Here is a 22,682-nt window from a genome sequence, read left to right as displayed (position 1 = left end):
ATATTTGAGGCGGGTTTTTGTTTTTTAACAGACCAGAACCTTACTGCAGTAAGGAAATATCCGCAACCTGAAGGAAAAGCTCACGCAATTTCTCTAACAGTGTCAAACGGTTAACGCGTAGCGCCGGGTCTTCATCCATGACCATGACTTTGTCAAAGAAAGCATCCACGGTGTCACGCAGTTCAGCCAGCTCCACCAGCGCTTCCTGGTAACGGCCTTCTGCGAAATAGGGTTCCAGCTTGTCACGCAATACAGTTACCTGCATAGCCAGACGAATTTCTTCATCTTCTTTCAGCACCGATGCATTCACCCGCTCATTCAGCGGCTCATCGGTTTTTGCCAGAATATTGGACACACGCTTGTTGGCCGCAGCCAGGCTTTGTGCCGCATCCAGCGTTCGGAAGTGAGAAACAGCTTTCATGCGGGCATCGAAATCAGCAGGGCGTGTCGGGCGGCGCGCCAGAACAGCCTGAATGGTATCAACCGCATGGCCTTCTTCCTGATACCAGGCGCGGAAACGGCCCAGCATAAAGTCGATAACATCATCCACCACTTGCGCGTTGGTGAGTTTATCGCCATACAAACGTACCGCTTCTTCAGCCAGTGTTTGCAGATCAAGAGGCAGGTTTTTCTCAACGATAATGCGCAGTACGCCCAGTGCAGCACGGCGCAGAGCAAACGGGTCTTTATCACCTTTCGGGTGCTGACCAATACCGAAAATACCAGCCAGTGTGTCCATTTTGTCGGCGATAGCCACAGCACAGGCAACCAGGCTTGACGGCAGGTCATCACCGGCAAACCGCGGCATATACTGTTCGTTCAGGGCAACAGCCACATCTTCCGCTTCACCGTCATGACGCGCATAGTGCATCCCCATTACGCCCTGCGTATCGGTGAATTCGAACACCATGTTGGTCATCAGGTCACACTTGGACAGCAAACCCGCACGCGTAGCATGGGTGACATCCGCGCCAATCTGGCGAGCAATCCAGCCAGATAACGCTTCAATACGGTCAGTTTTGTCACGCAGCGTACCCAATTGTTTCTGGAACAGCACGGTTTCAAGGCGTGGCAGGTTATCTTCAAGGCGTTTTTTGCGGTCAGTATTGAAGAAGAACTCCGCATCCGCCAGGCGAGGACGAACTACCTTCTCGTTACCGGCGATAATTTGCTGCGGGTCTTTGGATTCAATGTTTGCCACGAAAATGAAATTGGGCAACAGTTTCCCGTCGTTGTCATACACCGGGAAATACTTCTGGTCGCCTTTCATGGTGTAAACCAGCGCTTCGGCAGGCACCGCGAGGAATTTTTCTTCAAATTTCGCGGTCAGCACAACCGGCCATTCCACCAGAGAAGCCACTTCTTCCAACAGGCTTTCGCTCAGGTCGGCGTTACCGCCAATCTGGCTGGCTGCAGCCTGGGCATCTTGCTTAATTTTGGCCTTACGCATTGCGTAATCCGCCATGACTTTGCCGCGCTCCAACAGAATTTGCGGATACTGGTCGGCATTATCAATAGTGAATTCTGGCTCGCCCATAAAGCGGTGACCACGAATCACTCGGCCAGAGTCGATACCCAAAATGGTGGCAGGCACCACGGTATCGCCCAACAGCAGCGTAAGCGTATGCACCGGGCGCACAAACTGCACGTCAGAAGCACCCCAACGCATCAGTTTAGGGATAGGCAGCTTAGACAGCGCATTGCTGACCATCGCAGGCAATAATTTCTCTGCGGTTTCGCCTTTCACATGAGCACGGTATAACAACCACTCGCCTTTATCAGTCACCAGGCGTTCAGCCTGATCAACCGTAATACCACAACCCCGGGCCCAGCCTTCAGCCGCTTTACTCGGCTTACCTTCGGCATCAAAGGCCTGAGCAATTGCCGGGCCGCGTTTTTCCAGCTCGCGATCGGGTTGTGTCGCCGCAAGGGCCACAACTTTTAGCGCCAGGCGGCGCGGTGCAGCAAACCACTGAACTTCACCATGGGCTAAATTAGCCGCATCCAGTTCAGCGGTAAAATTCGCAGCAAAAGACTCGGCCAGGCTGCGCAGGGCTTTTGGTGGCAACTCTTCAGTGCCAAGTTCCACCAGAAAGGTTTTTTCAGACATGGCAGCCTCTTACTTGTCCTTGTTACACATAGGGAAACCCAGCGCTTCACGAGAAGCGTAGTAGGCTTCAGCCACAGCTTTAGTCAGAGTACGGATACGCAGAATATAGCGCTGGCGCTCCGTCACCGAGATGGCCTTACGGGCATCCAGCAGGTTAAAACTGTGAGCCGCTTTGAGAATACGTTCATAGGCAGGTAATGGCAGCGGTTTTTCCAGTGCCAGCAGTTGCTGCGCTTCTTTTTCATACTGCTCGAAGCAGGTAAACAGGAAATCCACATCGGCGTATTCAAAGTTGTAGGTAGATTGTTCTACTTCGTTCTGATGGAATACATCGCCGTAAGTGGTTTTCCCCAGCGGGCCATCGCTCCACACCAGGTCATATACGCTGTCAACGCCCTGGATATACATCGCCAGGCGTTCCAGGCCGTAAGTAATTTCCCCGGTAACCGGTTTACACTCAAGGCCACCCACTTGCTGGAAGTAAGTGAACTGAGTCACTTCCATCCCATTGAGCCAAACTTCCCAGCCCAGCCCCCAGGCACCCAGTGTCGGGTTTTCCCAGTTATCTTCAACAAAGCGGATATCGTGAATAGTGGGATCCATGCCCAGCTCTTTCAGCGAGCCAAGGTAGAGTTCCTGAATGTTGTCCGGTGACGGTTTGATTATCACCTGGAACTGATAATAGTGCTGTAAGCGGTTCGGGTTTTCGCCATAACGCCCATCAGTAGGACGACGAGAAGGCTGTACGTAAGCGGCGGCAATGGGCTCTGGCCCCAGTGCCCGCAGGCAAGTCATTGGGTGAGAAGTGCCTGCACCAACTTCCATGTCCAACGGTTGAACAATGGTACAGCCCTGGCGAGCCCAGTAATCCTGTAATGTAAGGATAAGGCCCTGAAAGGTCCTGGTATCAAACTTTTGCATGTTGATTTCGCACGCGATACGAGTGGGTTTATAAAGAAGCGGTCAGTATACCCGTTGGGCGCAAGATATACAGCCCAAATCCTCCGACAAAACCTTACACATCATCTGTACCGTACAAAGAACAACGCGTTATGCGCACTTTTCCTGCTTAACCGGGCGATCAACGCATAGATAACGACACAAACTTCCCGGTATCGTCAAAAGTGCAGGTAAAACGCTCATGGCGTTGAGTAGCGCCACGAATCTCATAACTACGCTGGAAAGCTTCCGGAGCATCGAATATAACAGTGTCGGGCCGTGTGTTGTAACGCCTGGTGACCTGACCCAGGCATTGTGCCGCCATCATTTCAACCGGAACTGGCGTAAAGTGGCGAGACGATGTGTGGTCAGGCCGGGAAGCACTCTGGCATCCTGCCAGAAGCAGGCAAACGGGCAATAGCAACCCGGCCACGGGCCGTCTAAAAAGCGCAGTCATCATAAATTCTTTATCAAAACGGTTGGTTCATGCGACGCGCCTCGTGCCAACAAACTACACACGGCCAGCCGCGAAAGGGTATGGAGCGCAGGTAACCACAGGCCGGGTTTTCTGCCCAGTCGCATCACTATGTCAGTAATAGTTCACCAGTGTGCAGGGCGGGGTTGACTGATGCAAGCCACCCACAGGAAACTCAGTTTTTTCCTGGAGGCAAAACTGGCTTCAACCAACACACTGGCTGTACATTCACGGAAACTGAGGACCGGATGAACCAAAAAGTCGCCTGGATTGACAACTTGCGCGGTATTGCCTGCCTGATGGTTATCGTTATTCACACCACAACCTGGTATCTCACCAATGTCGATAAAGTCAGCCTGATGACCTGGGATGTTGCCAATGTCCTGAACTCTGCATCAAGGGTCTGTGTGCCGCTATTCTTCATGATTTCAGGTTACCTGTTCTTTGGTGAACGAAGCGCCCAGCCCCGGCATATCGTTCGTTTATTCTTGTGTCTGGTGTTTTACAGTGCCATTGCGCTGCTTTACATGAGCACACTCACACGTATTAACGCCTGGCAGGCATGGCTGCATATTCTGCAAAAACCCGTGTTTTATCATCTGTGGTTTTTTTACGCGCTGTTCGTTCTCTACCTGCTGTCACCATTAATCAACGCCCGGCAAATCAGTGCGCCTGCTCTGCTTCTGCTGATTGCTGTGTTAGGTGTCATTGCCAACCCCAATATGCTGTCCGTTTATGGCTGGCATACCCGCCTGTTGCCTGTCGACCTCTATATTCAGGGCGATGTGTTCTACTACATTTTGTACGGTGTGCTGGGTTATTCACTGGGGCAGCTACAAACTGAACGGGGCTGGGTTACTTTGCTGGCACTGGCAGGTTTTATCGCCTGTGTGGTGGGGATTATTAAAGGGACGCAACATGCCTTACATACCCATGGCAATTTCGCGGACACCTGGTATCGTTATGCCAGCCCGCTGGTGCTGCTCGCCGCAATCAGCCTGTTTATCCTGGTAAAAAATACGCTGGGCAGTGGCCCGGTACCCGGCCTTGCCACCATTGCACGCTATTCACTGGGCATTTATGGTTTCCACGCCTTTTTCATCCATTTTCTGCGCACCCGGGGTATCGAAATTACCCGCTATCCACTGCTGGACATGTTGTGGATATTCAGCGCGACACTTGCCGGCAGCCTGGCTCTGGCAACAGTTACCCAGTGGGCGGATCGTAAACGATGGGTGAGTTAGCCGGTACACGAAGTAATGCCCGCTGCCACTGGCGGCGGGATGAAAAACCCGCTTTGAGCGCCACCTGCTCACCATGCAACCCCTGGCGCAGGTATTGTTCTGCCAACGCCAGGCGCAACTGTTCAATATAATCCCGTACCGTTACGCCAAGATGCAGTTGAAACAGGCGAGCCAGATGGCGAGCGCTGATATGAACCTGTTGCGCAAGGGCAGGAACCGACCACGGCTGTTGTGGCGCAGAAGACAACAAATCCTGAGCCTGGTGCAATGCCGGGTGAAGGTGGTTGCGGTAACGCAGCCAGGGCGAGAGTTGCGGGTCATCTCCGGCGCGCCGGAACCACACCACCATTTCACGGGCAACTTCCAGCGCCTGATGTGGGCCGCACAGGTGGCTGATTAAATGCAGGCTGACATCAATACCCGAAGTAATGCCGGCACTGGTCCAGATACCCCGGTCTGCAACAAAAATCCGGTTGGTTTTCACCTGTGCGTCCGGTGCCGCCTGTTTCAGGCGCGCTATCACGTCATGATGAGTGGTGCACTGGCGCTGGTGTAATAACCCGGCCCTGGCGGCCATTAATGCCCCGGAACAAATACATAACAGCGCCAGTTGCTGGTGATGAATGGCGGGTTGCAGGCGAGTCAGCCAGCGCCGGACCTGCTCTGCCTCCGGGGTGGCGAAATGCTGTGAGGAGTCCGTCACGCCGGGAATAACCAGCAGGCTGCCAGGCGGCAGGGCATCTGGCAATGGCGCGATACCACCCAGTGTCAACCCTATAGAACTGACCACTTCCGGTTGCGGCCCAATATAGTGCAGACGAAACGCATCCCCTGCCAGCCCAAAGGTTTCCGCCGGGCCAGTTAAATCTAACGCCAGTACCCCGGGCAGCACCACAAACCAGACATCCACCGCCATTGTCATTACTCCTGCATAGTTAAACCCGCGAGACACTCTGCAACTGTGCTTATTGTGGCAAAACGCCCGGTTAACACCGTCTCCGTACGGTGGTGTAACGCATCGCTGTCCAGCGTAACCCCTTGCCAGGTCATAGCAAATGTCAGCGTAGCTTCACTGACAAAGGTCACTTGATAGCCAAGGTCGGATGCTACCCGGGCCGTAGTTTCACAGCACTGTTCGGTACGCATGCCGCAGATAATCACATGGTCGATATTCTGGCGACGCAGCCAGTTATCCAGCCCGGTATCAGTAAAAGCATTATGCACATGTTTATGAAAAGTTGTGGTGGGTTTATGGGTTAAAAACGGCATCGGTGTGACAAAACCGGACGCAATTGAGAACAGCCCGCTTTCATCGACATGGAAAATATCCACCACCGGGATCTGGCGCTCGGAGCAACCCGAAATCAGGGTATTCATGTTCCGGGAAAAATCAGCAAAATTACTGTCTTCCCAGAAATCACGCTGGAAAAAGGAACATTGGGTATCGATATTCAGTAATGCGCTACGTGCCATGGTGATTCGCCTCATGTGGAAACCTGAAGCCATTCTGGCAAGAAAAAATGGCCTGGCGAATACCAAAAACGGACAGAACAGGGATACGGGCGGACAAGGCGGATACAACAGCGAAACCCGCATGAAAAAACGGCGGCACAGGGCTGAATTCGCCCGGCACCGCCGGTTATGCTCAGAAGTCTGACATAGTCACACCATCAGTGGTGCAAGTTGCCGGTAAATCTGGCGGAAAGTTTCTCTGCGTGCTGCATACTGCCGGTTACGCGTTACATCCGGGTGGTGGCGCTGCTCCAGGGGTAACTGCGGCAATAATGCGGATAACGGCACATGCGGGTTTAACGCCACCTGTGCCAGCCTTGCTGCACCCAAAGCCGGGCCAACATCACCCCCGGTGCGGTAATCCAGCACCTGACCACTGATATCTGCCAGCATCTGCCGCCAGTAAGGACTGCGCGCACCACCGCCAATCAGGGTGATGCTTTCCGGGCTCAGCCCACAACTGTGCACCACATCCATACCATCAGCCAGGGCATATCCCACACCTTCCAGCACTGCCCGCGCCAGTTCCTCCGGGCCATGCTGGTGCGTCAGGCCAAAAAAGACACCTTTGGCAGCAGGATTATTATGTGGAGTACGTTCGCCGGAAAGGTAAGGTAAAAACCACAGCGCGCCGGCCGTATCATCGGCCTGTTCTGCCGCAGCCAGTAAAGCAGGTACTGAAGGCTGCCCGGTTAGTTTTGCCGCCCAGTCAAGGCAGGAAGCAGCACTCAGCATAACTGACATTAAGTGCCAGCGTTCCGGCAAGGCATGGCAAAAGCTGTGCACTGCGCTTTCTGGTTTACTCAGGAAACCTTCACTGACAGCAAAGTAAACCCCCGACGTGCCTAATGACAGCATCGCCTGCCCGGCATCCACCATACCGACACCGACAGCCCCTGCGGCATTGTCACCACCACCCGCAATAACGGGGACTACCGGCATTTGCCAGGCATCAGCCAGCCCGGCATGGAGTTGCCCGGTAATCTCATTGCCTTCATACAATGCGGGCATGTTATCGCGCGTCAGGCCACAGGCTGCCAGCAGTTCATCACTCCAGTCACGCCGAGCCACATCCAGCCACATAGTCCCGGCTGCGTCAGACATATCGCTGGCATAATCACCTGTCATACACAGGCGTAAATAGTCTTTGGGCAACAGTACCTTGTCTATCTGACGAAAAATTTCTGGTTCATGGTTTTTCACCCACAACAGCTTGGGTGCAGTAAACCCCGGCATCATCAGGTTGCCGGTAATTTTGCGGGAAGCTGGTACCGCCTGCTCCAGTTGCGCGCACTCTGCGGCACAGCGCCCATCGTTCCACAAAATTGCCGGGCGCAGAATGTTTTGCTGGTTATCCAGCAGGGTTGCACCGTGCATTTGCCCGGTCAGGCCGATTGCTTTTACACCCTGCAAAGCGTGCTGCCTGGCCAGCATTTTCATCGCCCGGTCGGTTGCCGCCCACCATTGCAGAGGATCCTGTTCCGACCACAACGGGTGTGGCCGCGACACTGTCAGCGACTCGGTTTGGGTTGCTAACAGCGTCCCTTCTTCACTTAATAAAATGGCTTTAACGCCGGATGTACCTAAATCAATACCAATATACATTTCCGCCACACCCTCCCGGCAATAAACAACGTGCATATCCCCGCCAGGCAGATAGCACAGAGGATACGCCAGCACATAAACCGCGTATCCTCCTGCCTGATTTTATCGGGGCGCTTTCTGGCCCCCCTGGCCCTTAACGGTCAAACACCCAGGTATTCACCAGGTTTTCCAGCAGTTCCTGGTGGCCGCTCTGGTGTTGTGGTGCCAGGTTATGCTGTGCTGCATATTGTGCAATTTGCTCCAGGCTGAGCTGGCCTTTCAGCACTTGCTGGCCAAATTCACTGTTCCAGCCTGCATAACGTTTCGCAACTCGTTTATCCAGCTCACCATCTTCAACCATGCGTGCCGCTACTTTCAGCGCCAGCGCCATGGTATCCATTGCGCCGATATGTCCATAGAACAAATCATATTTATCGGTACTCTGGCGGCGCACCTTGGCATCAAAGTTCAGCCCACCGGTGGTAAAGCCACCCGCTTTGATTATTTCATACATCACCAGCGCATTCTCTTCCACGCTGTTCGGGAACTGATCGGTATCCCAGCCCAGTTGCGCGTCGCCACGGTTAGCATCCACCGAGCCAAAGATACCCAGTGCAATGGCAGACGCGATTTCATGGTGGAAACTGTGGCCTGCCAGTGTGGCGTGGTTCGCTTCAATGTTAACTTTGATCTCTTTTTCCAGACCAAACTGTTTGAGGAAGCCATATACCGTCGCCACGTCGTAATCGTACTGGTGTTTGGTGGGTTCCTGTGGTTTAGGTTCAATCAGCAATGTGCCCTGGAAACCAATTTTATGTTTATGTTCCACCACCAGTTGCATGAAACGGCCAATTTGTTCACGCTCCTGGCGTAAGTCTGTGTTGAGCAGGGTTTCGTAGCCTTCACGCCCGCCCCACAACACATAGTTTTCGCCGCCCAGTTTGTGTGTGGCGTTCATGGCATTAACAACCTGTGTGGCTGCCCAGGCGAAGACTTCCGGGTCCGGGTTGGTGGCAGCACCGGCACCATAACGCGGGTTGGTAAAGCAGTTGGCAGTGCCCCACAGCAGTTTCACACCGCTCTGTTGCTGTTTTTCCGCCAGCACGTCAACCATTTGCTGGAAATTGCTCTGGTAAGTCTTGAGCGAATCACCTTCCGACACCACATCCACATCATGGAAGCAGTAGTAAGGCACACCCAGTTTTTGGAAAAACTCGAAGGCGACATCGGCTTTCTGGCGCGCCACAGCCAGTGCATCGCCGGGATGCTGCCATGGGCGGTCAAACGCCCCCACACCGAACATATCCGCACCATTCCAGCAGAAGGTGTGCCAGTAGCAGGCAGCAAAACGCAAGTGGTCTTCCATGCGCTTACCTAATACAAGCTCATCAGGGTTATAGTGGCGAAAAGCCAGAGGATTAGTGGTTTTAGGGCCTTCGTAACGTACTCGTTCAAGTTGGTCGAAATAAGCCTGCATAGTGGACTCCGTAATCAAGTAAAGGAGGTATTAACAACCATGCATTCATCCTGGTTACTCCAGACAGCTTCCTCAATTACGTTATTTCACACTGCGATTAAGAGAATACCCAACTGTGCGCCAGCTCTCAAAACACTATTTTATTAACACCCGCCAGACATTTTTTATTTCCAAATGAAAACATAATTATGGCGAATATATGAAACAGGATCTCCATCATAAAACCAACAATTAAACCAAAAAACATAATAGCAAGATAAAAATAGATAATTGCAAGCTTGTGCCTCCACGATAACAATTCCCTTCGTCTGCAGATGTTAATTATTCTTTAAATCCCTCAAACCTACATACATAAACAGGCATTAAGACCATGAAGATAAAGAACATTTTACTAACAATCTGTGCTTCTGCACTGCTGGCCACCAGCCTTAACAGCCTGGCGAAAGAGATAAAAATCGGCATGGCTATTGACGATTTGCGTCTGGAGCGCTGGCAAAAAGATCGCGATATCTTTGTTAAAAAAGCAGAATCTCTTGGTGCATCTGTATTTGTTCAATCCGCTAACGGAAATGAAGAAACACAGATGTCACAAATTGAAAACATGATAAATCGTGGCGTTGACGTACTGGTTATTATTCCCTACAACGGAAAAGTCTTAAGCAACGTTGTTGCCGAAGCGAAACAAGAAGGCATTAAAGTTTTAGCCTATGACCGCATGATTAATAATGCCGATATTGATTTCTACATCTCTTTTGATAATGAAAAAGTAGGAGAATTACAGGCACAGAGTCTGGTGGATAAAGTGCCCCAAGGTAATTATTTCCTGATGGGCGGCTCCCCGGTAGACAATAATGCCAAACTGTTCCGTGCCGGGCAGATGAAGGTATTAAAACCCTTTATTGACAGTGGGAAAATTCACATTGTTGGCGACCAGTGGGCAGATGGCTGGCTGCCGGAAAACGCGCTGAAAATTATGGAAAATGCGCTGACAGCCAACAAAAATAACATTGACGCGGTGGTTGCTTCTAATGACGCTACTGCAGGTGGTGCCATTCAGGCACTGGCTGCACAAGGGCTGGCAGGTAAAGTTGCCATTTCCGGGCAGGATGCAGACCTGGCCGCAGTTAAACGTATAATGGCGGGCACACAAACCATGACGGTTTACAAACCCATCAAGCAACTGGCAAATACCGCTGCAGAAATTGCCGTCGAACTGGGTAATGGTAAACAACCTCAATCAAACGCCACATTAAACAACGGCATGAAAGATGTCCCTTCCCGTTTATTAACACCAATTCCAGTAAATAAAAGCAATATTGAAGACACAGTTATAAAAGATGGTTTCCACAAACAAAGCGATCTCTGAACGCCGGGCCCGCGCATGCGCGGGTAACCGCTCTTGCCTGAGGAAGCATATTGAGGAACAGCGTTATGCCTTATTTGCTGGAAATGAAAAATATTACCAAGGCGTTCGGTACGGTAAAAGCCGTGGATAACGTCAGCCTGGCACTCAATGCGGGCGAAATCATGTCGTTATGTGGGGAAAACGGCTCCGGGAAATCCACATTAATGAAAGTACTGTGCGGTATTTATCCTCACCCCACCTGGCAGGGTGAAATCTGGTTTGCTGGCGAGCAACTCAAACCAGCGCATATCCGCGACACTGAGCAGAAAGGGATTGCCATCATTCACCAGGAACTGGCGCTGGTAAAACACCTGACCGTTCTGGAAAACATCTTTTTGGGTAATGAAATCACACAGCATGGCGTAATGGATTACGACACGATGACGGTCAAATGTGAAAAATTACTCAACCAGGTGAGCCTGGCTATTTCACCTGACACCCGGGTAGGGGATTTGGGGTTAGGCCAGCAGCAACTGGTCGAAATTGCCAAGGCCCTGAATAAACAAGTACGCCTGCTGATCCTGGACGAACCTACAGCGTCACTGACCGAGCAGGAAACTGCCATTTTGCTGGAGATAATTCGCGACCTGCAAAACCACGGTATTGCCTGTATTTATATTTCCCACAAACTAAATGAAGTCAAAGCGATATCCGATACTATTTGTGTGATTCGCGACGGGCAGCATATTGCCACCCGTGATGCCGACCAGGTAGAAGAAAACGACATTATCGCCATGATGGTTGGCCGGGAACTCACCGCACTTTATCCCAGTGAGCCACACCAGACCGGTGACGAAGTTTTAAGGGTTGAACACCTTACTGCCTGGCACCCGGTAAACCGCCATATTAAGCGGGTGAATGATATTTCCTTCAGCCTGCACAAAGGCGAAATATTGGGGATTGCCGGGCTGGTTGGTGCCGGGCGAACAGAAGCCGTGCAGTGTTTGTTTGGCGTCTGGCCTGGCCGCTGGCAGGGCGATATATATATTGGAGGGGAAAAAGTGGCGATCCGCCGCTGCGAGCAGGCCATTGCCCACGGCATTGCAATGGTGCCGGAAGACCGGAAAAAAGATGGCATCGTGCCGGTCATGGCGGTAGGACAAAACATTACCCTGGCAGCACTCAGCCAGTTTTCTGGCGCCCTTACCACCCTGAATGACGCCGCAGAGCAGCACTGTGTTGAACAATCAATCAAACGCCTGAAGGTGAAAACCTCTTCTGTGGAACTCGCTATTGGCCGGCTAAGTGGCGGCAACCAGCAAAAAGCGATTATTGCCCGCTGCCTGCTGCTCAATCCGCGCATTCTGATACTGGATGAACCCACCCGTGGCATTGATATCGGGGCCAAATATGAAATCTACAAGCTGATTAATCATCTGGTGCAACAGGGTATCGCCGTCATTGTTATCTCATCTGAACTGCCTGAAGTACTCGGTCTCAGTGACCGGGTTCTGGTCATGCATGAAGGGCAACTCAAAGCAAACCTGGTTAACCATAACCTGACACAGGAACAGGTGATGGAAGCCGCACTGAGGAGCGACCACCATGTCGAAAAGCAACTCGTCTGAAATGAAACTCACGGCGCCGGGCTCATCCCCTTTCTCCGGGCTGAAATCACTGAACCTGCAAGTCTTTGTCATGATTGCCGCCATTATCGTCATCATGCTGTTCTTTACTGCCATGACGGATGGCGCATATATGAGCGCCCGTAATATCTCTAACCTGCTGCGCCAGACCGCCATCACCGGTATTCTGGCGGTTGGCATGGTGTTTGTGATTATCTCGGCGGAAATTGATTTATCCGTCGGCTCTATGATGGGTTTACTGGGCGGTGTGGCGGCAATTTGCGATGTCTGGCTGGGCTGGCCTCTGCCACTGACGATTATCACCACACTGGTGCTGGGTCTGCTGCTGGGGGCATGGAACGGGTGGTGGGTTGCCTACCGCAAAGTGCCGTCGTTTATTGTCACCCTGGCCGGTATGCTGGCTTTTCGCGGCATCCTGATTGGGATCACTAACGGGACAACGGTTGCACCCACCAGCCATGCTATGTCACAAATCGGCCAGAGCTATTTACCCGACGGTATTGGCTTTATCTGCGGCACCCTGGGACTGATGGTATTTATCGCCTGGCAATGGCGTGGGCGTATGCGTCGCCAGTCTATGGGCCTCGGTGTACCAGCATCGGCGTCTGCGGTGGGCCGCCAGGCGTTCACCGCAATTATTGTGTTGGGGGCTATCTGGCTGCTCAATGATTACCGTGGTGTGCCAACACCCGTGCTGTTGCTTGCCCTGCTGCTACTGGCGGGCATGTTCATGGCTACCCGCACCGCTTTTGGTCGCCGGATTTACGCAATTGGTGGCAACCTGGAAGCCGCGCGCCTGTCTGGCATCAATGTCGAGCGCACCAAAATGGCCGTGTTTGCCATTAATGGCCTGATGGTTGCGGTGGCAGGCCTGATTCTGAGCGCCAGGCTCGGGGCAGGTTCACCTTCCGCCGGGAATATTGCTGAGCTCGATGCCATTGCGGCCTGCGTTATTGGCGGTACCAGTCTGGCTGGCGGGATTGGCAGTGTGGCAGGTGCGGTGATGGGGGCATTTATTATGTCTGCACTGGATAACGGCATGAGTATGATGGATGTACCGACATTCTGGCAGTACATCGTTAAAGGCGCCATTTTACTGCTGGCTGTATGGATGGATTCAGCAACGAAACGCCGCGCATAACTTTATTAATCTGCAAAGGATCACACAAAGCCAGGGCATTCACCCCGGCTTTGTGTGTCTTATGATATTCAGGGAAAGACTTATCATCAGGAACAACGAAAATGTTTGAGAAACGTCATCGCATTACGCTGTTATTCAATGCCAATAAAGCCTACGACCGCCAGGTTGTCGAAGGTGTGGGTGAATATCTGCAGGCCTCTCAATCTGAATGGGATATTTTTATCGAAGAGGATTTCCGTACCCGCATCGATAACATTAAAGACTGGCTGGGCGATGGTGTCATCGCTGACTTCGACGACCCGGAAATTGAAACATTACTGGCGGGCACCACGGTGCCCATTGTGGGTGTAGGCGGCTCTTACCATGACCCGGCGCAATACCCTCCGGTACACTATATTGCCACAGATAACTACGCTCTGGTGGAACAGGCCTTTCTGCACCTTAAAGAGCGCGGAGTGAACCGTTTTGCTTTTTATGGTTTACCTGCATCCAGCGGTAAACGCTGGGCCAGTGAACGGGAATATGCCTTTCGCCAGTTAGTGCAAAAAGAGCAATACCGCGGTGTCATATACCAGGGGCTGGAAACCGCACCCGAAAACTGGCAACACGCGCAAAACAGGCTGGCAGACTGGTTACAAACTCTGCCGCCACAAACCGGGATTATTGCCGTTACCGACGCCCGCGCCCGCCACCTGCTCCAGGCCTGTGAACACCTGCATATTCCGGTACCGGAAAAATTGTGTGTGATTGGCATTGATAACGAAGAGCTGACACGTTATTTGTCGCGCGTGGGATTATCATCCGTTGCCCAGGGAACCCGGCAAATGGGTTACCAGGCAGCCCGGGTACTGCACCGCCTGCTCGACCACGAAACACCGCCTCTGCAACGTATCCTGGTACCTCCGGTGCGGGTTATTGCCCGGCGGTCAACTGATTTCCGTTCACTGCACGACCCGGCCGTCATTCAGGCCATGCATTACATTCGTAACCATGCCTGCAAGGGCATTAAAGTTGAACAGGTGCTGGATGCAGTCGGCATTTCCCGTTCGAATCTGGAAAAACGCTTTAAAGAAGAAGTGGGGGAAACTATCCACTCGGTGATTCACAGTGAAAAGCTGGAAAAGGCCCGGACATTGCTGATCTCGACCAGCCTGTCGATTAACGAAATTTCCCAGGTATGTGGTTACCCATCGCTGCAGTATTTTTATTCCGTATTTAAAAAGGGCTACGACACCACGCCTAAAGAGTACCGGGATGTGCACAGCGAAATATGCTGAACGGGGCTTAACGGGTGAACATAAAGAAAATGCCAGCCTACATTACAGTGAGGCTGGCATTGTCACACATCAGTGCTGTTTTTACCGGTTATCAGTAAGTATTCAGCAACTGCTTGTTACTCTGGAACATAGCAAACAGGTAGTTGTTATAATGACTGCCTTTCGTGGAGTAACCTTCCAGCTTGTGAATCATGTTCGCTGCGGTTAACTCCTGGTCGGCCCGGCGTAACTGCGAACGCGACTCGCGGAATGAGGCATAAGCCGGGTGCGTATTCAGGTTATGGACATAAGCCTGCACAGATTCGCCTACAGACGAAAATTGTGAATACCCTTTTACTTTACCGTTGCTGCCTGAGCAACTACGCCCACACTTCATACCAAACAGGTTATTGTTCACACGCGCCAGCTTTGATGTACCCCAGCCGCTTTCCGCCGCAGCCATCGTTGCCACCATGTTGGTCGGAATAATATCAACGCGTTCCAGCAATGTGTTCCACGGCACATGGCGCGTATCGCCACGCCAGGACACATTGTACTGGCGAAGCAGCCCTTTCAGGCGAGCACGCTCAGCAGCCGTCCAGTGCCCGGCATAGCGTTTTTGCTGCAACCATTCACGGTCAGCAAGAATTACGTCATTCTGGCGGTTGATATACGGCATTACAGTCCGGAGAAATGCTTTTTTTCTTGCTGCTCCGGAAGGGTATTTTCGCAAATCAGGAAGTGAACTGCTTGCACTATTGCGAGAATACTCTTGTTTACTACTAACCGCCTGCTTACTGCCATGAACCTTTGTTACATGAGGCTTATGATTCGTTGTTGTTTCATGTTTCTTTGCCAGAACCCCGCCGGAAAATCCCAGGGTGAAACACATCAGAATCGTCGCCCCGTATCGTCGTATACGTGTCGACATCATCAGGTCTCCAGGTCGGATATCATTTTCCCAACACCTTATTTTTTAAAATAAATAAACAATCAGCAGCGAATTTTAGCAAAAATAGCGCAATTTTGCACCTTCCGGGAATAGTACAAATCCGAAAGGTTATTATGAGGAATAATCTTATCGCAGAAAAAAATAGGGAAAAAATGGCGGCAGTTCGCAGAAATAGCAAAAAATTGTGTCTGTTGTTCTCCCCCCTCCTTCTCCTCCCCCTTCACGTTTACTTCAGGATGAACCGTTGTTTTTTTCGCCATGCCAGACTGAGCAGAAAAAACCAGGACATTCCGATGAACATAAAATACCTTGCCCTACTGCTTTTCCCGGCCACCAGTGCTCTGGCAGGCTGGAATGCCCCCGGCTTGCCTGAATTTAAGGAAACACACCCAGGCCAGTTTCAGAGCCAGGGCGCGTTGAAAAAAGGCGCGCTGCCTCTTGCCCTGCACCTGGGGGACCAGTGCTGGCAACCGGCTGAAAGTATCAAGCTCAACCAAACCCTGTCGCTGGAGCCCTGCAAAGGCACGCCACCACAATGGCGTCTGTTTCGTGACGGTACTTATCATGTGCAGATAGATACTCGCTCTGGCACACCCACCCTGTTGCTCAGTGTCGACAGCACCACCGCTGCGCCACAGAATGTCACCCGGCAATGCCCGCGCTGGGATGGTAAGCCACTCACCGTTGATGTCAGCAGTACGTTCCCGGAAGGCTCAACCGTGCGAGATTTCTATAGTGGCGACACAGCTATTGTACACCAGGGGCATATCACCCTGATGCCTGCAGCAAACAGTAACGGCCTGCTTCTGCTGGAAAGCGCAGAAACACGCCATGCAGCGCCTTTTTCCTGGCATAACGCAACTGTCTACTTTGTGCTGACTGACCGCTATGTTAATGGTGACCCCAGCAATGATCACAGCTACGGGCGCAAATCCGATGGCATGCAGGAAATTGGCACCTTCCACGGCGGCGACCTGAAAGGGTTGACCAGCAAGCTCGATTATTTACAAAAACTGGGTGTGAATGCACTGTGGATAAGCTCACCGCTGGAGCAAATCCATGGCTGGGTGGGTGGTGGAACCAAAGGCGATTTCCCGCATTATGCCTATCATGGCTACTACACCATGGACTGGACCAGGCTGGATGCCAATATGGGCACAGAAGAGGACTTACGCCGCCTGGTCGACGGTGCCCATCAGCGTGGTATTCGGGTGCTGTTTGATGTGGTGATGAATCACACTGGCTATGCAACTCTTGCGGATATGCAGCAATACCAGTTCGGCGCACTGTATCTGAAAGGAGCGGAGCGGGATAAAATTCTGGGTAAAAACTGGACCGACTGGACGCCCGGCCCCGGGCAGACCTGGCACAGCTTTAATGACTACATCAATTTCAGCGATAAAACTGCCTGGCAAAAATGGTGGGGAAAAGCCTGGGTGCGTACAGATATTGGCGATTACGACAGCCCGGGTTATGACGACCTGACCATGTCACTGGCTTTTCTACCCGATATCAAGACGGAATCCACCACGCCTTCCGGGTTACCCGTTTTCTATGCACATAAACCGGATACCCACGCCAAAGCTATTGCCGGTTATACACCACGCGACTACCTGACCCACTGGCTCAGCCAGTGGGTACGTGATTATGGTATTGATGGTTTCCGGGTCGATACCGCCAAACACGTAGAGATGGCCGCCTGGCAGCAACTTAAAGACCAGGCGACCAACGCGCTCAAGGCCTGGAAACAGGCTAACCCGACGAAAAAAATCGATGACGCACCTTTCTGGATGACTGGTGAAGCCTGGGGTCACGGCGTCATGCAAAGTGATTATTACCGCCACGGCTTCGATGCCATGATCAACTTCGACTACCAGGATCAGGCATCCAGTGCCAAAGACTGCCTGGCATTTATGGATATGACCTGGCAGAACATGGCCGCAAAACTGCAGAACTTTAATGTGCTGAGTTATCTGTCTTCCCATGACACTCGCCTGTTCCGTGAAGCAGGCCAGCGCAATGCAGAACTGCTACTGCTGGCGCCGGGTGCCGTACAAATTTTCTATGGCGATGAAACCGAGCGCCCCTTCGGCCCGACCGGTTCAGACCCACTGCAGGGCACGCGTTCACAAATGAACTGGCAGGATATTAACGGCAAAGAGGCGCTGACCCTGGCGCACTGGCAAAAACTGGGGCAATTTCGCGCCCGCCACCCGGCAATTGGCGCAGGAGTGCAAACCACCCTCCACCAGGCGCAGGGTTACAGTTTTAACCGTGTTCTGGGTGATGACAAAGTGATGGTGGTTTGGGCCGGTAATCAATAACCTGGTGCAAGGCGATACCCGGGCTGGCAAGTACCCGTCCCGGTTTTTTCCCCCGAGTCAGAGCCACCAAACAGACACCAGAAAAGATATAGCAAATTTGTTAAAAAAAATGGGCAGCAATATATTATGCTGCCTGTTTACACTTCCCTGGCATTTATTTCACCTGACAACAGAGTTATCTGGTTTGCACATCGATATCTGTGGCGCTATGGTTAGCATCTTTAACAGACCTACAACACTTTTACTGCTATGACGTTTTCACTTTTCGGCGACAAATTTACCCGCCATTCCGGCATTACACGCCTGATGGAGGACCTTAACGATGGCCTGAGAACGCCTGGAGCCATTATGTTAGGGGGCGGGAACCCGGCACAAATCCCCGCTATGCAGGATTACTTTCAACAACTCCTCGCGGATATGCTGAAAAGTGGCAAACTCACTGATGCGCTTTGTAATTATGATGGCCCGCAGGGCAAAAGCGAGCTACTTGATGCGCTGGCAGGCATGCTGCACGATGAATTTGGCTGGGATATTGAGCCACAGAATATTGCACTGACAAACGGTAGCCAGAGTGCATTTTTCTACTTATTCAATTTATTCGCAGGGCGTCGTGCTGACGGGCGCACCAAAAAGGTGCTTTTCCCGCTGGCACCAGAATACCTGGGCTACGCTGACGCAGGGCTGGAAGAATCACTGTTTGTCTCTGCCCGCCCAAATATAGAACTGCTCCCGGAAGGGCAGTTTAAATACCATGTAGACTTCGAACACCTGCATATTGGCGAAGATACCGGCATGATTTGTGTGTCGCGCCCTACTAACCCCACCGGGAATGTCATTACAGATGACGAGCTGATGAAGCTCGATGTGCTGGCAAACCAGCACGGTATTCCACTGGTTATTGATAACGCTTACGGTGTTCCTTTCCCGGGTATTATCTTCAGTGAAGCCCGCCCGTTATGGAACCCCAATATTGTGTTGTGCATGAGCCTGTCTAAACTGGGCCTGCCCGGCAGCCGTTGCGGTATTATCATTGCCAACGAAAAAATAATCTCTGCTATCAGCAATATGAACGGCATTATCAGCCTCGCGCCAGGCGGTACCGGCCCGGCTATCGCAAGTGAAATGATTAAACGCAACGACTTGCTGCGCCTGTCTGAAACCGTTATTCGCCCGTTCTATTTGCAACGCGTTACTGAAACTATCGCCACAATTCGCCGCTATTTGCCGGAAGAACGCTGCCTAATCCATAAACCAGAAGGGGCTATTTTCCTGTGGTTGTGGTTTAAGGACCTGCCCATCAGCACCGAAGTACTGTACCAGCGCCTGAAAAAACGCGGAGTTCTGATGGTGCCCGGGCACTTTTTCTTCCCGGGGCTGGATAAACCCTGGCCGCATACCCAGCAGTGCATGCGGATGAACTATGTACCGGAACCAGAAAAAATTGAAGCCGGGGTAAAAATCCTGGCGGAAGAAGTGGAACGCGCCTGGCACGAAGTACAGTAAAGCGTTACCCGGTGTAACCGCCAGAGCCACACTTACCAGGACAGTGGGCTGGCGGCCGCCTGTAAACGGCGCTGGCGAGTTAACGCTTCCAGCGCTTCACCACTCACACACCGTAATGCTCCCGTTGGGCAAGCTTCCACGCAGGCAGGACCGGCGTCACGCCCCTGGCATAAGTCACATTTCAACACTTGTGGGTTCACCCGGCTCTCTTCGCCCGTAGCAATACGTATCGCACCGTAAGGGCACACCACCATACAGGTTTTGCAGCCAATACACGCCGCCTGGGTAACTGCAACATAATCCGTACCATGCACCAGCGTTCCGGTCGGGCAAACACGGGCACAGGGCGCATCTTCACATTGCCGGCACATCACTGGTACAGACACACTGGCGGTTTTCTCCACCTGTAGCCGCGCCTGAAACGTTGCTGGCGACAACGCTGCGCAATCTGCCTGCGCCTGGTGAGAAACGGCACAGGCCACTTCGCAGGTACGGCAACCAATACATTGGGTGGCATCGGCCAGAATAAAACGGTGCATGAGATTTCCCTTAATAATGCGTTACCCGCCAGGCGCGGAAGTAACAGCCTATGCGAACCGGCGGCCAACAGCTTTGATCCCACAAGGTAACGGCATGATTTCCTGAGAATGGCCGTGAAATTCAGGCAATTGTCTGAATGCCGGGAAATTAGTCTGAATTGATATGTTCTTTGCAGTAACGTCGCTGCCAGGCCGCAGGAGTCAGGCCCGTTTGTTTACGAAAAATTTGCCGGAAATAGCCCACATCCTGAAACCCACAGCGCGCTGCCACCTCTACCAGCGCCAGTGAATCACTGAGCAGAAGTTTCTGCGCGGCGACCACCCGCTGGCGATGGATGGCATCAGTAATTGTCAGGTGGAACACGCGCCGGTAAACCCGCCCCAGGTAATCCGCGCTACAGTGCAGGTTTTGCGCCAGTGATGAAGTAGAAATTGCCTGATGGTACTGGGTACGGATGCATTGCTGTGCCCGCCAGGCCAGAGCAATACCACTGCGGGTCTGTGCATCCCGGGCCGGTGCAGTCAGGGATATTTTTTGCAAAATCAGCAGTAATAACAACTCCAGCGCACAACTGCGGGTGATATTTTCCTGCTCAGTGAGAAACTGGCGAAACAAGGTTATCACTTGTTCAGGGTCGGGAACCTTGCTGTGCTGGGGCAGCGAAATTTTCGCCTGAGGCAACCCCACAGAAGCGGGCACATCATGGACATCAAAATGTACCCAGTAGAATTTTAAATCTGGCGGAAACACCCCCACACCCCGATGCCTGCGCTGTGGATACAATACCAGGCTTTCACCTGCGCCAACCTCAAAAACTTTATGGTCTTCCTGAATCGTAAGTGTCCCTTTTTCCACAAAAATCACTTCCCAGGAAGTCAGCGTTCTTTCCGGGTGAATGCCCACTCCACGAGAAATAAACACACCACCATTTTGTACAGATAAAGGAAAAGATAGATTAAAATCAATCATATAAATAATCACTCATCCACTTAACTACATTTGATTATGCAGAGTGGCGCTGTCAGCAGTATTTATTTTTCTCAAGAACCGATCCTCTTCACAAAATTTTCACCAGGTCGGAATCGTCATCTTTTTATACTTTTCTCTTGTCTTGTTGGTCATGCAACCTTGTGCAAAATAAATAGTGTTTGCGCAAACAACAACCAAAGCCCGGCTTATTAGCGGTTTCGTTTCGGGTACAGACAACGCAAAATGCGAGGCGTTAACCATGACCTCTACCCCTATATCACAAACAGACATTGTCACTCAGCGCACTGACACGAAATTATCCCTGCGGGAAAAAATCGGTTATGGCCTGGGCGACGCCGGCGGGACAGTTATTACCTGCCTTATCATGAACTTTCTGACGTTTTTCTACACCGATGTCTTCGGCCTGACTCCGGCGATTGTCGGAACGCTATTTATCGGTCTGCGAGTGTTCGATGCAGTGTCCGATCCCATTATGGGCGTGCTGGCAGACCGCACGCAAAGCCGCTGGGGCCGGTTCCGCCCATGGCAGTTGTGGGTTGCACTGCCCATCGGCATTATTGGCGTACTGACGTTTACTGTTCCGGATGTCAGCATGACCATGAAAATCGCCTGGGCGTTTGGCACTTATCTCATGCTGTCTGTCGGTTATACCGCCATTAATGTGCCGTACTGCGCACTTATCAACACCATGACCACCCGCCATGATGAAGTGATTTCCTGCCAGTCCTGGCGCTTTATTCTGTGCGGTGTGGCAGGCTTTCTGGTGTCCGTCGGGCTGCCGTGGCTGGTCGCTGAACTGGGCCACGGCAATGCCGCCAAAGGTTACCAGCTCGGGGTTGGCCTGCTGTGTGGTATTGCTGTAGTGATGTTCCTGTGCTGCTTTTTCTGGGTTCGTGAACGTGTGCCACTGGCGTTGATGGGGAAATTTAGCCTGCGGGAACACCTGGCCGGGTTGCGCAAAAATGACCAGTTATTACTGATGCTGGTGATGTCGTTCCTGCTTATCAATGTGTTTAACCTGCGCGGCGGCGGCTATATGTATTTTATTACTTATGTCCTGCACGGTAGCGCCGCTTTTGCTTCACTGTTTTTCACTATGGTGACCCTGGCGTCTATTCTCGGCGCCGTCCTGGTGAATCCACTCGCCCGCCGAATTGATACAGTAAAACTCTATTACTACACCAACCTGGTGCTTGCCGCCTGTGCCGCTGGCATGTGGTTTCTGCCCACAGGCTCACAATGGCAGACGTTATGGCTCGGTATTATTCTCAGTAACGGCATTATTCTTGGTTTCACGCTTCCTCTGCACTTTTCCATCATGGCGTTCGCCGATGATTACGGTGAGTGGAAAACCCGTGTGCGTTCTTCAGGCATGAACTTCGCTTTCAACCTGTTTTTCATCAAGCTGGCCTGGGCTGCCAGTGCGGGCATCATCAGCCTGGTGTTTATCTTTGTGGCTTACAAACCCGGTATGGAAAACCAGACCACCGCCTCACTGCAGGGTATTACCGCCCTTGAAAGCCTGCTGCCCGCCGCTTTTCACTTGTTACTGGCTCTCGCGCTGCGCAAGTGCCGCCTCAATAACCCCATGATGGCGACTATCGCAACTGATTTACGCCAGCGCCATGTACACACATCCTGAAG

19 protein-coding genes are annotated in these 22,682 nt (G+C 52.1%); 9 read left to right on the top strand and 10 right to left on the bottom strand.

Annotation, left to right across the window (positions count from 1 at the left end; translation table 11 throughout):
* Positions 1–40 precede the first annotated feature (40 nt).
* From glyS to MPHASIOC01_RS01255, 3 genes are all read right to left on the bottom strand, one after another.
* The gene (gene glyS / locus MPHASIOC01_RS01265; protein WP_064597674.1) at positions 41–2,110 is read right to left on the bottom strand and encodes a glycine--tRNA ligase subunit beta; all 2,070 of its coding nucleotides are present in this window, start codon (positions 2,108–2,110) and stop codon (positions 41–43) included.
* A 9-nt stretch (positions 2,111–2,119) separates the two neighbouring features.
* On the bottom strand, positions 2,120–3,031 hold the full coding sequence (gene glyQ, locus MPHASIOC01_RS01260) for a glycine--tRNA ligase subunit alpha (RefSeq protein WP_036107088.1): 912 nt from the start codon (positions 3,029–3,031) through the stop codon (positions 2,120–2,122).
* A gap of 160 nt (positions 3,032–3,191) precedes the next feature.
* Positions 3,192–3,509, bottom strand: coding sequence for a YsaB family lipoprotein (locus tag MPHASIOC01_RS01255; protein ID WP_197499270.1), 318 nt, complete (start codon positions 3,507–3,509; stop codon positions 3,192–3,194).
* 263 nt (positions 3,510–3,772) lie between these two features.
* On the opposite strand from MPHASIOC01_RS01255, the gene MPHASIOC01_RS01250 reads away from it, so the two are divergent.
* Entirely contained in the window at positions 3,773–4,768 is a 996-nt protein-coding gene (locus MPHASIOC01_RS01250) for an acyltransferase (RefSeq protein ID WP_353613785.1), read from the top strand.
* Here MPHASIOC01_RS01250 and MPHASIOC01_RS01245 read toward each other — a convergent pair.
* A complete protein-coding gene (locus MPHASIOC01_RS01245) occupies positions 4,731–5,684 on the bottom strand; it encodes a helix-turn-helix domain-containing protein (RefSeq protein WP_353613784.1) in 954 nt (317 codons plus the stop codon). The two genes, MPHASIOC01_RS01250 and MPHASIOC01_RS01245, sit on opposite strands and share 38 nt — an antisense overlap.
* 5 nt (positions 5,685–5,689) lie before the next feature.
* The gene (locus MPHASIOC01_RS01240; protein WP_353613783.1) at positions 5,690–6,241 is read right to left on the bottom strand and encodes an isochorismatase family protein; all 552 of its coding nucleotides are present in this window, start codon (positions 6,239–6,241) and stop codon (positions 5,690–5,692) included.
* Between the two features lie 13 nt (positions 6,242–6,254).
* Between MPHASIOC01_RS01240 and MPHASIOC01_RS01235 the strand changes: the two genes are divergently transcribed.
* Positions 6,255–6,425 carry a hypothetical protein gene (locus MPHASIOC01_RS01235; RefSeq protein WP_353613782.1) on the top strand — a complete coding sequence of 57 codons (171 nt, stop codon included), beginning with the start codon at positions 6,255–6,257 and terminating at the stop codon, positions 6,423–6,425.
* Between the two features lie 5 nt (positions 6,426–6,430).
* On the opposite strand, the gene xylB is transcribed toward MPHASIOC01_RS01235, so the two are convergent.
* Complete coding sequence (gene xylB, locus MPHASIOC01_RS01230; protein WP_064598039.1) at positions 6,431–7,885, bottom strand: xylulokinase; 1,455 nt, start codon at positions 7,883–7,885, stop codon at positions 6,431–6,433.
* A gap of 133 nt (positions 7,886–8,018) precedes the next feature.
* On the bottom strand, positions 8,019–9,341 hold the full coding sequence (xylA, locus tag MPHASIOC01_RS01225; protein WP_353613781.1) for a xylose isomerase: 1,323 nt from the start codon (positions 9,339–9,341) through the stop codon (positions 8,019–8,021).
* Between the two features lie 370 nt (positions 9,342–9,711).
* Between xylA and xylF the strand changes: the two genes are divergently transcribed.
* From xylF to xylR, 4 genes are all read left to right on the top strand, one after another.
* On the top strand, positions 9,712–10,707 hold the full coding sequence (gene xylF / locus MPHASIOC01_RS01220) for a D-xylose ABC transporter substrate-binding protein (RefSeq protein ID WP_353613780.1): 996 nt from the start codon (positions 9,712–9,714) through the stop codon (positions 10,705–10,707).
* Between the two features lie 65 nt (positions 10,708–10,772).
* Positions 10,773–12,314, top strand: a complete 1,542-nt coding sequence (locus MPHASIOC01_RS01215) for a xylose ABC transporter ATP-binding protein (RefSeq protein ID WP_353613779.1) — start codon at positions 10,773–10,775, stop codon at positions 12,312–12,314.
* On the top strand, positions 12,292–13,473 hold the full coding sequence (gene xylH / locus MPHASIOC01_RS01210) for a xylose ABC transporter permease XylH (protein ID WP_064597662.1): 1,182 nt from the start codon (positions 12,292–12,294) through the stop codon (positions 13,471–13,473). Before MPHASIOC01_RS01215 ends, xylH begins: the two co-directional genes overlap by 23 nt.
* A 101-nt stretch (positions 13,474–13,574) precedes the next feature.
* The gene (xylR, locus tag MPHASIOC01_RS01205; RefSeq protein ID WP_064597661.1) at positions 13,575–14,750 is read left to right on the top strand and encodes a D-xylose utilization transcriptional activator XylR; all 1,176 of its coding nucleotides are present in this window, start codon (positions 13,575–13,577) and stop codon (positions 14,748–14,750) included.
* A 91-nt stretch (positions 14,751–14,841) separates the two neighbouring features.
* Here xylR and MPHASIOC01_RS01200 read toward each other — a convergent pair whose 3' ends face one another.
* Complete coding sequence (locus MPHASIOC01_RS01200; RefSeq protein WP_074388795.1) at positions 14,842–15,663, bottom strand: protein bax; 822 nt, start codon at positions 15,661–15,663, stop codon at positions 14,842–14,844.
* 311 nt (positions 15,664–15,974) lie between these two features.
* Here MPHASIOC01_RS01200 and MPHASIOC01_RS01195 point away from each other — a divergent pair, with 311 nt between their 5' ends.
* Both MPHASIOC01_RS01195 and avtA read left to right on the top strand, forming a co-directional pair.
* Positions 15,975–18,005, top strand: coding sequence for an alpha-amylase (locus MPHASIOC01_RS01195; protein WP_353613778.1), 2,031 nt, complete (start codon positions 15,975–15,977; stop codon positions 18,003–18,005).
* 249 nt (positions 18,006–18,254) lie between these two features.
* Complete coding sequence (gene avtA, locus MPHASIOC01_RS01190) at positions 18,255–19,508, top strand: valine--pyruvate transaminase (protein WP_064597654.1); 1,254 nt, start codon at positions 18,255–18,257, stop codon at positions 19,506–19,508.
* Positions 19,509–19,540: 32 nt separating this feature from the next.
* Here avtA and MPHASIOC01_RS01185 read toward each other — a convergent pair whose 3' ends face one another.
* Both MPHASIOC01_RS01185 and MPHASIOC01_RS01180 read right to left on the bottom strand, forming a co-directional pair.
* On the bottom strand, positions 19,541–20,047 hold the full coding sequence (locus MPHASIOC01_RS01185; RefSeq protein ID WP_064597652.1) for a 4Fe-4S dicluster domain-containing protein: 507 nt from the start codon (positions 20,045–20,047) through the stop codon (positions 19,541–19,543).
* Positions 20,048–20,195: 148 nt separating this feature from the next.
* The gene (locus MPHASIOC01_RS01180) at positions 20,196–21,017 is read right to left on the bottom strand and encodes an AraC family transcriptional regulator (protein ID WP_064598037.1); all 822 of its coding nucleotides are present in this window, start codon (positions 21,015–21,017) and stop codon (positions 20,196–20,198) included.
* A 259-nt stretch (positions 21,018–21,276) separates the two neighbouring features.
* On the opposite strand from MPHASIOC01_RS01180, the gene MPHASIOC01_RS01175 reads away from it, so the two are divergent.
* Positions 21,277–22,680 (top strand): MFS transporter, encoded by a 1,404-nt coding sequence (locus MPHASIOC01_RS01175; RefSeq protein WP_064597650.1) that lies wholly within the window; start codon positions 21,277–21,279, stop codon positions 22,678–22,680.
* Positions 22,681–22,682 lie beyond the last annotated feature (2 nt).

Origin of the sequence: Mangrovibacter phragmitis (assembly GCF_040429585.1) — a bacterium.
GTDB lineage: Bacteria > Pseudomonadota > Gammaproteobacteria > Enterobacterales > Enterobacteriaceae > Mangrovibacter > Mangrovibacter phragmitis.
Note: the sequence above shows the minus strand (reverse complement) of the source record. Positions and strands in the feature narration are given on the sequence as shown.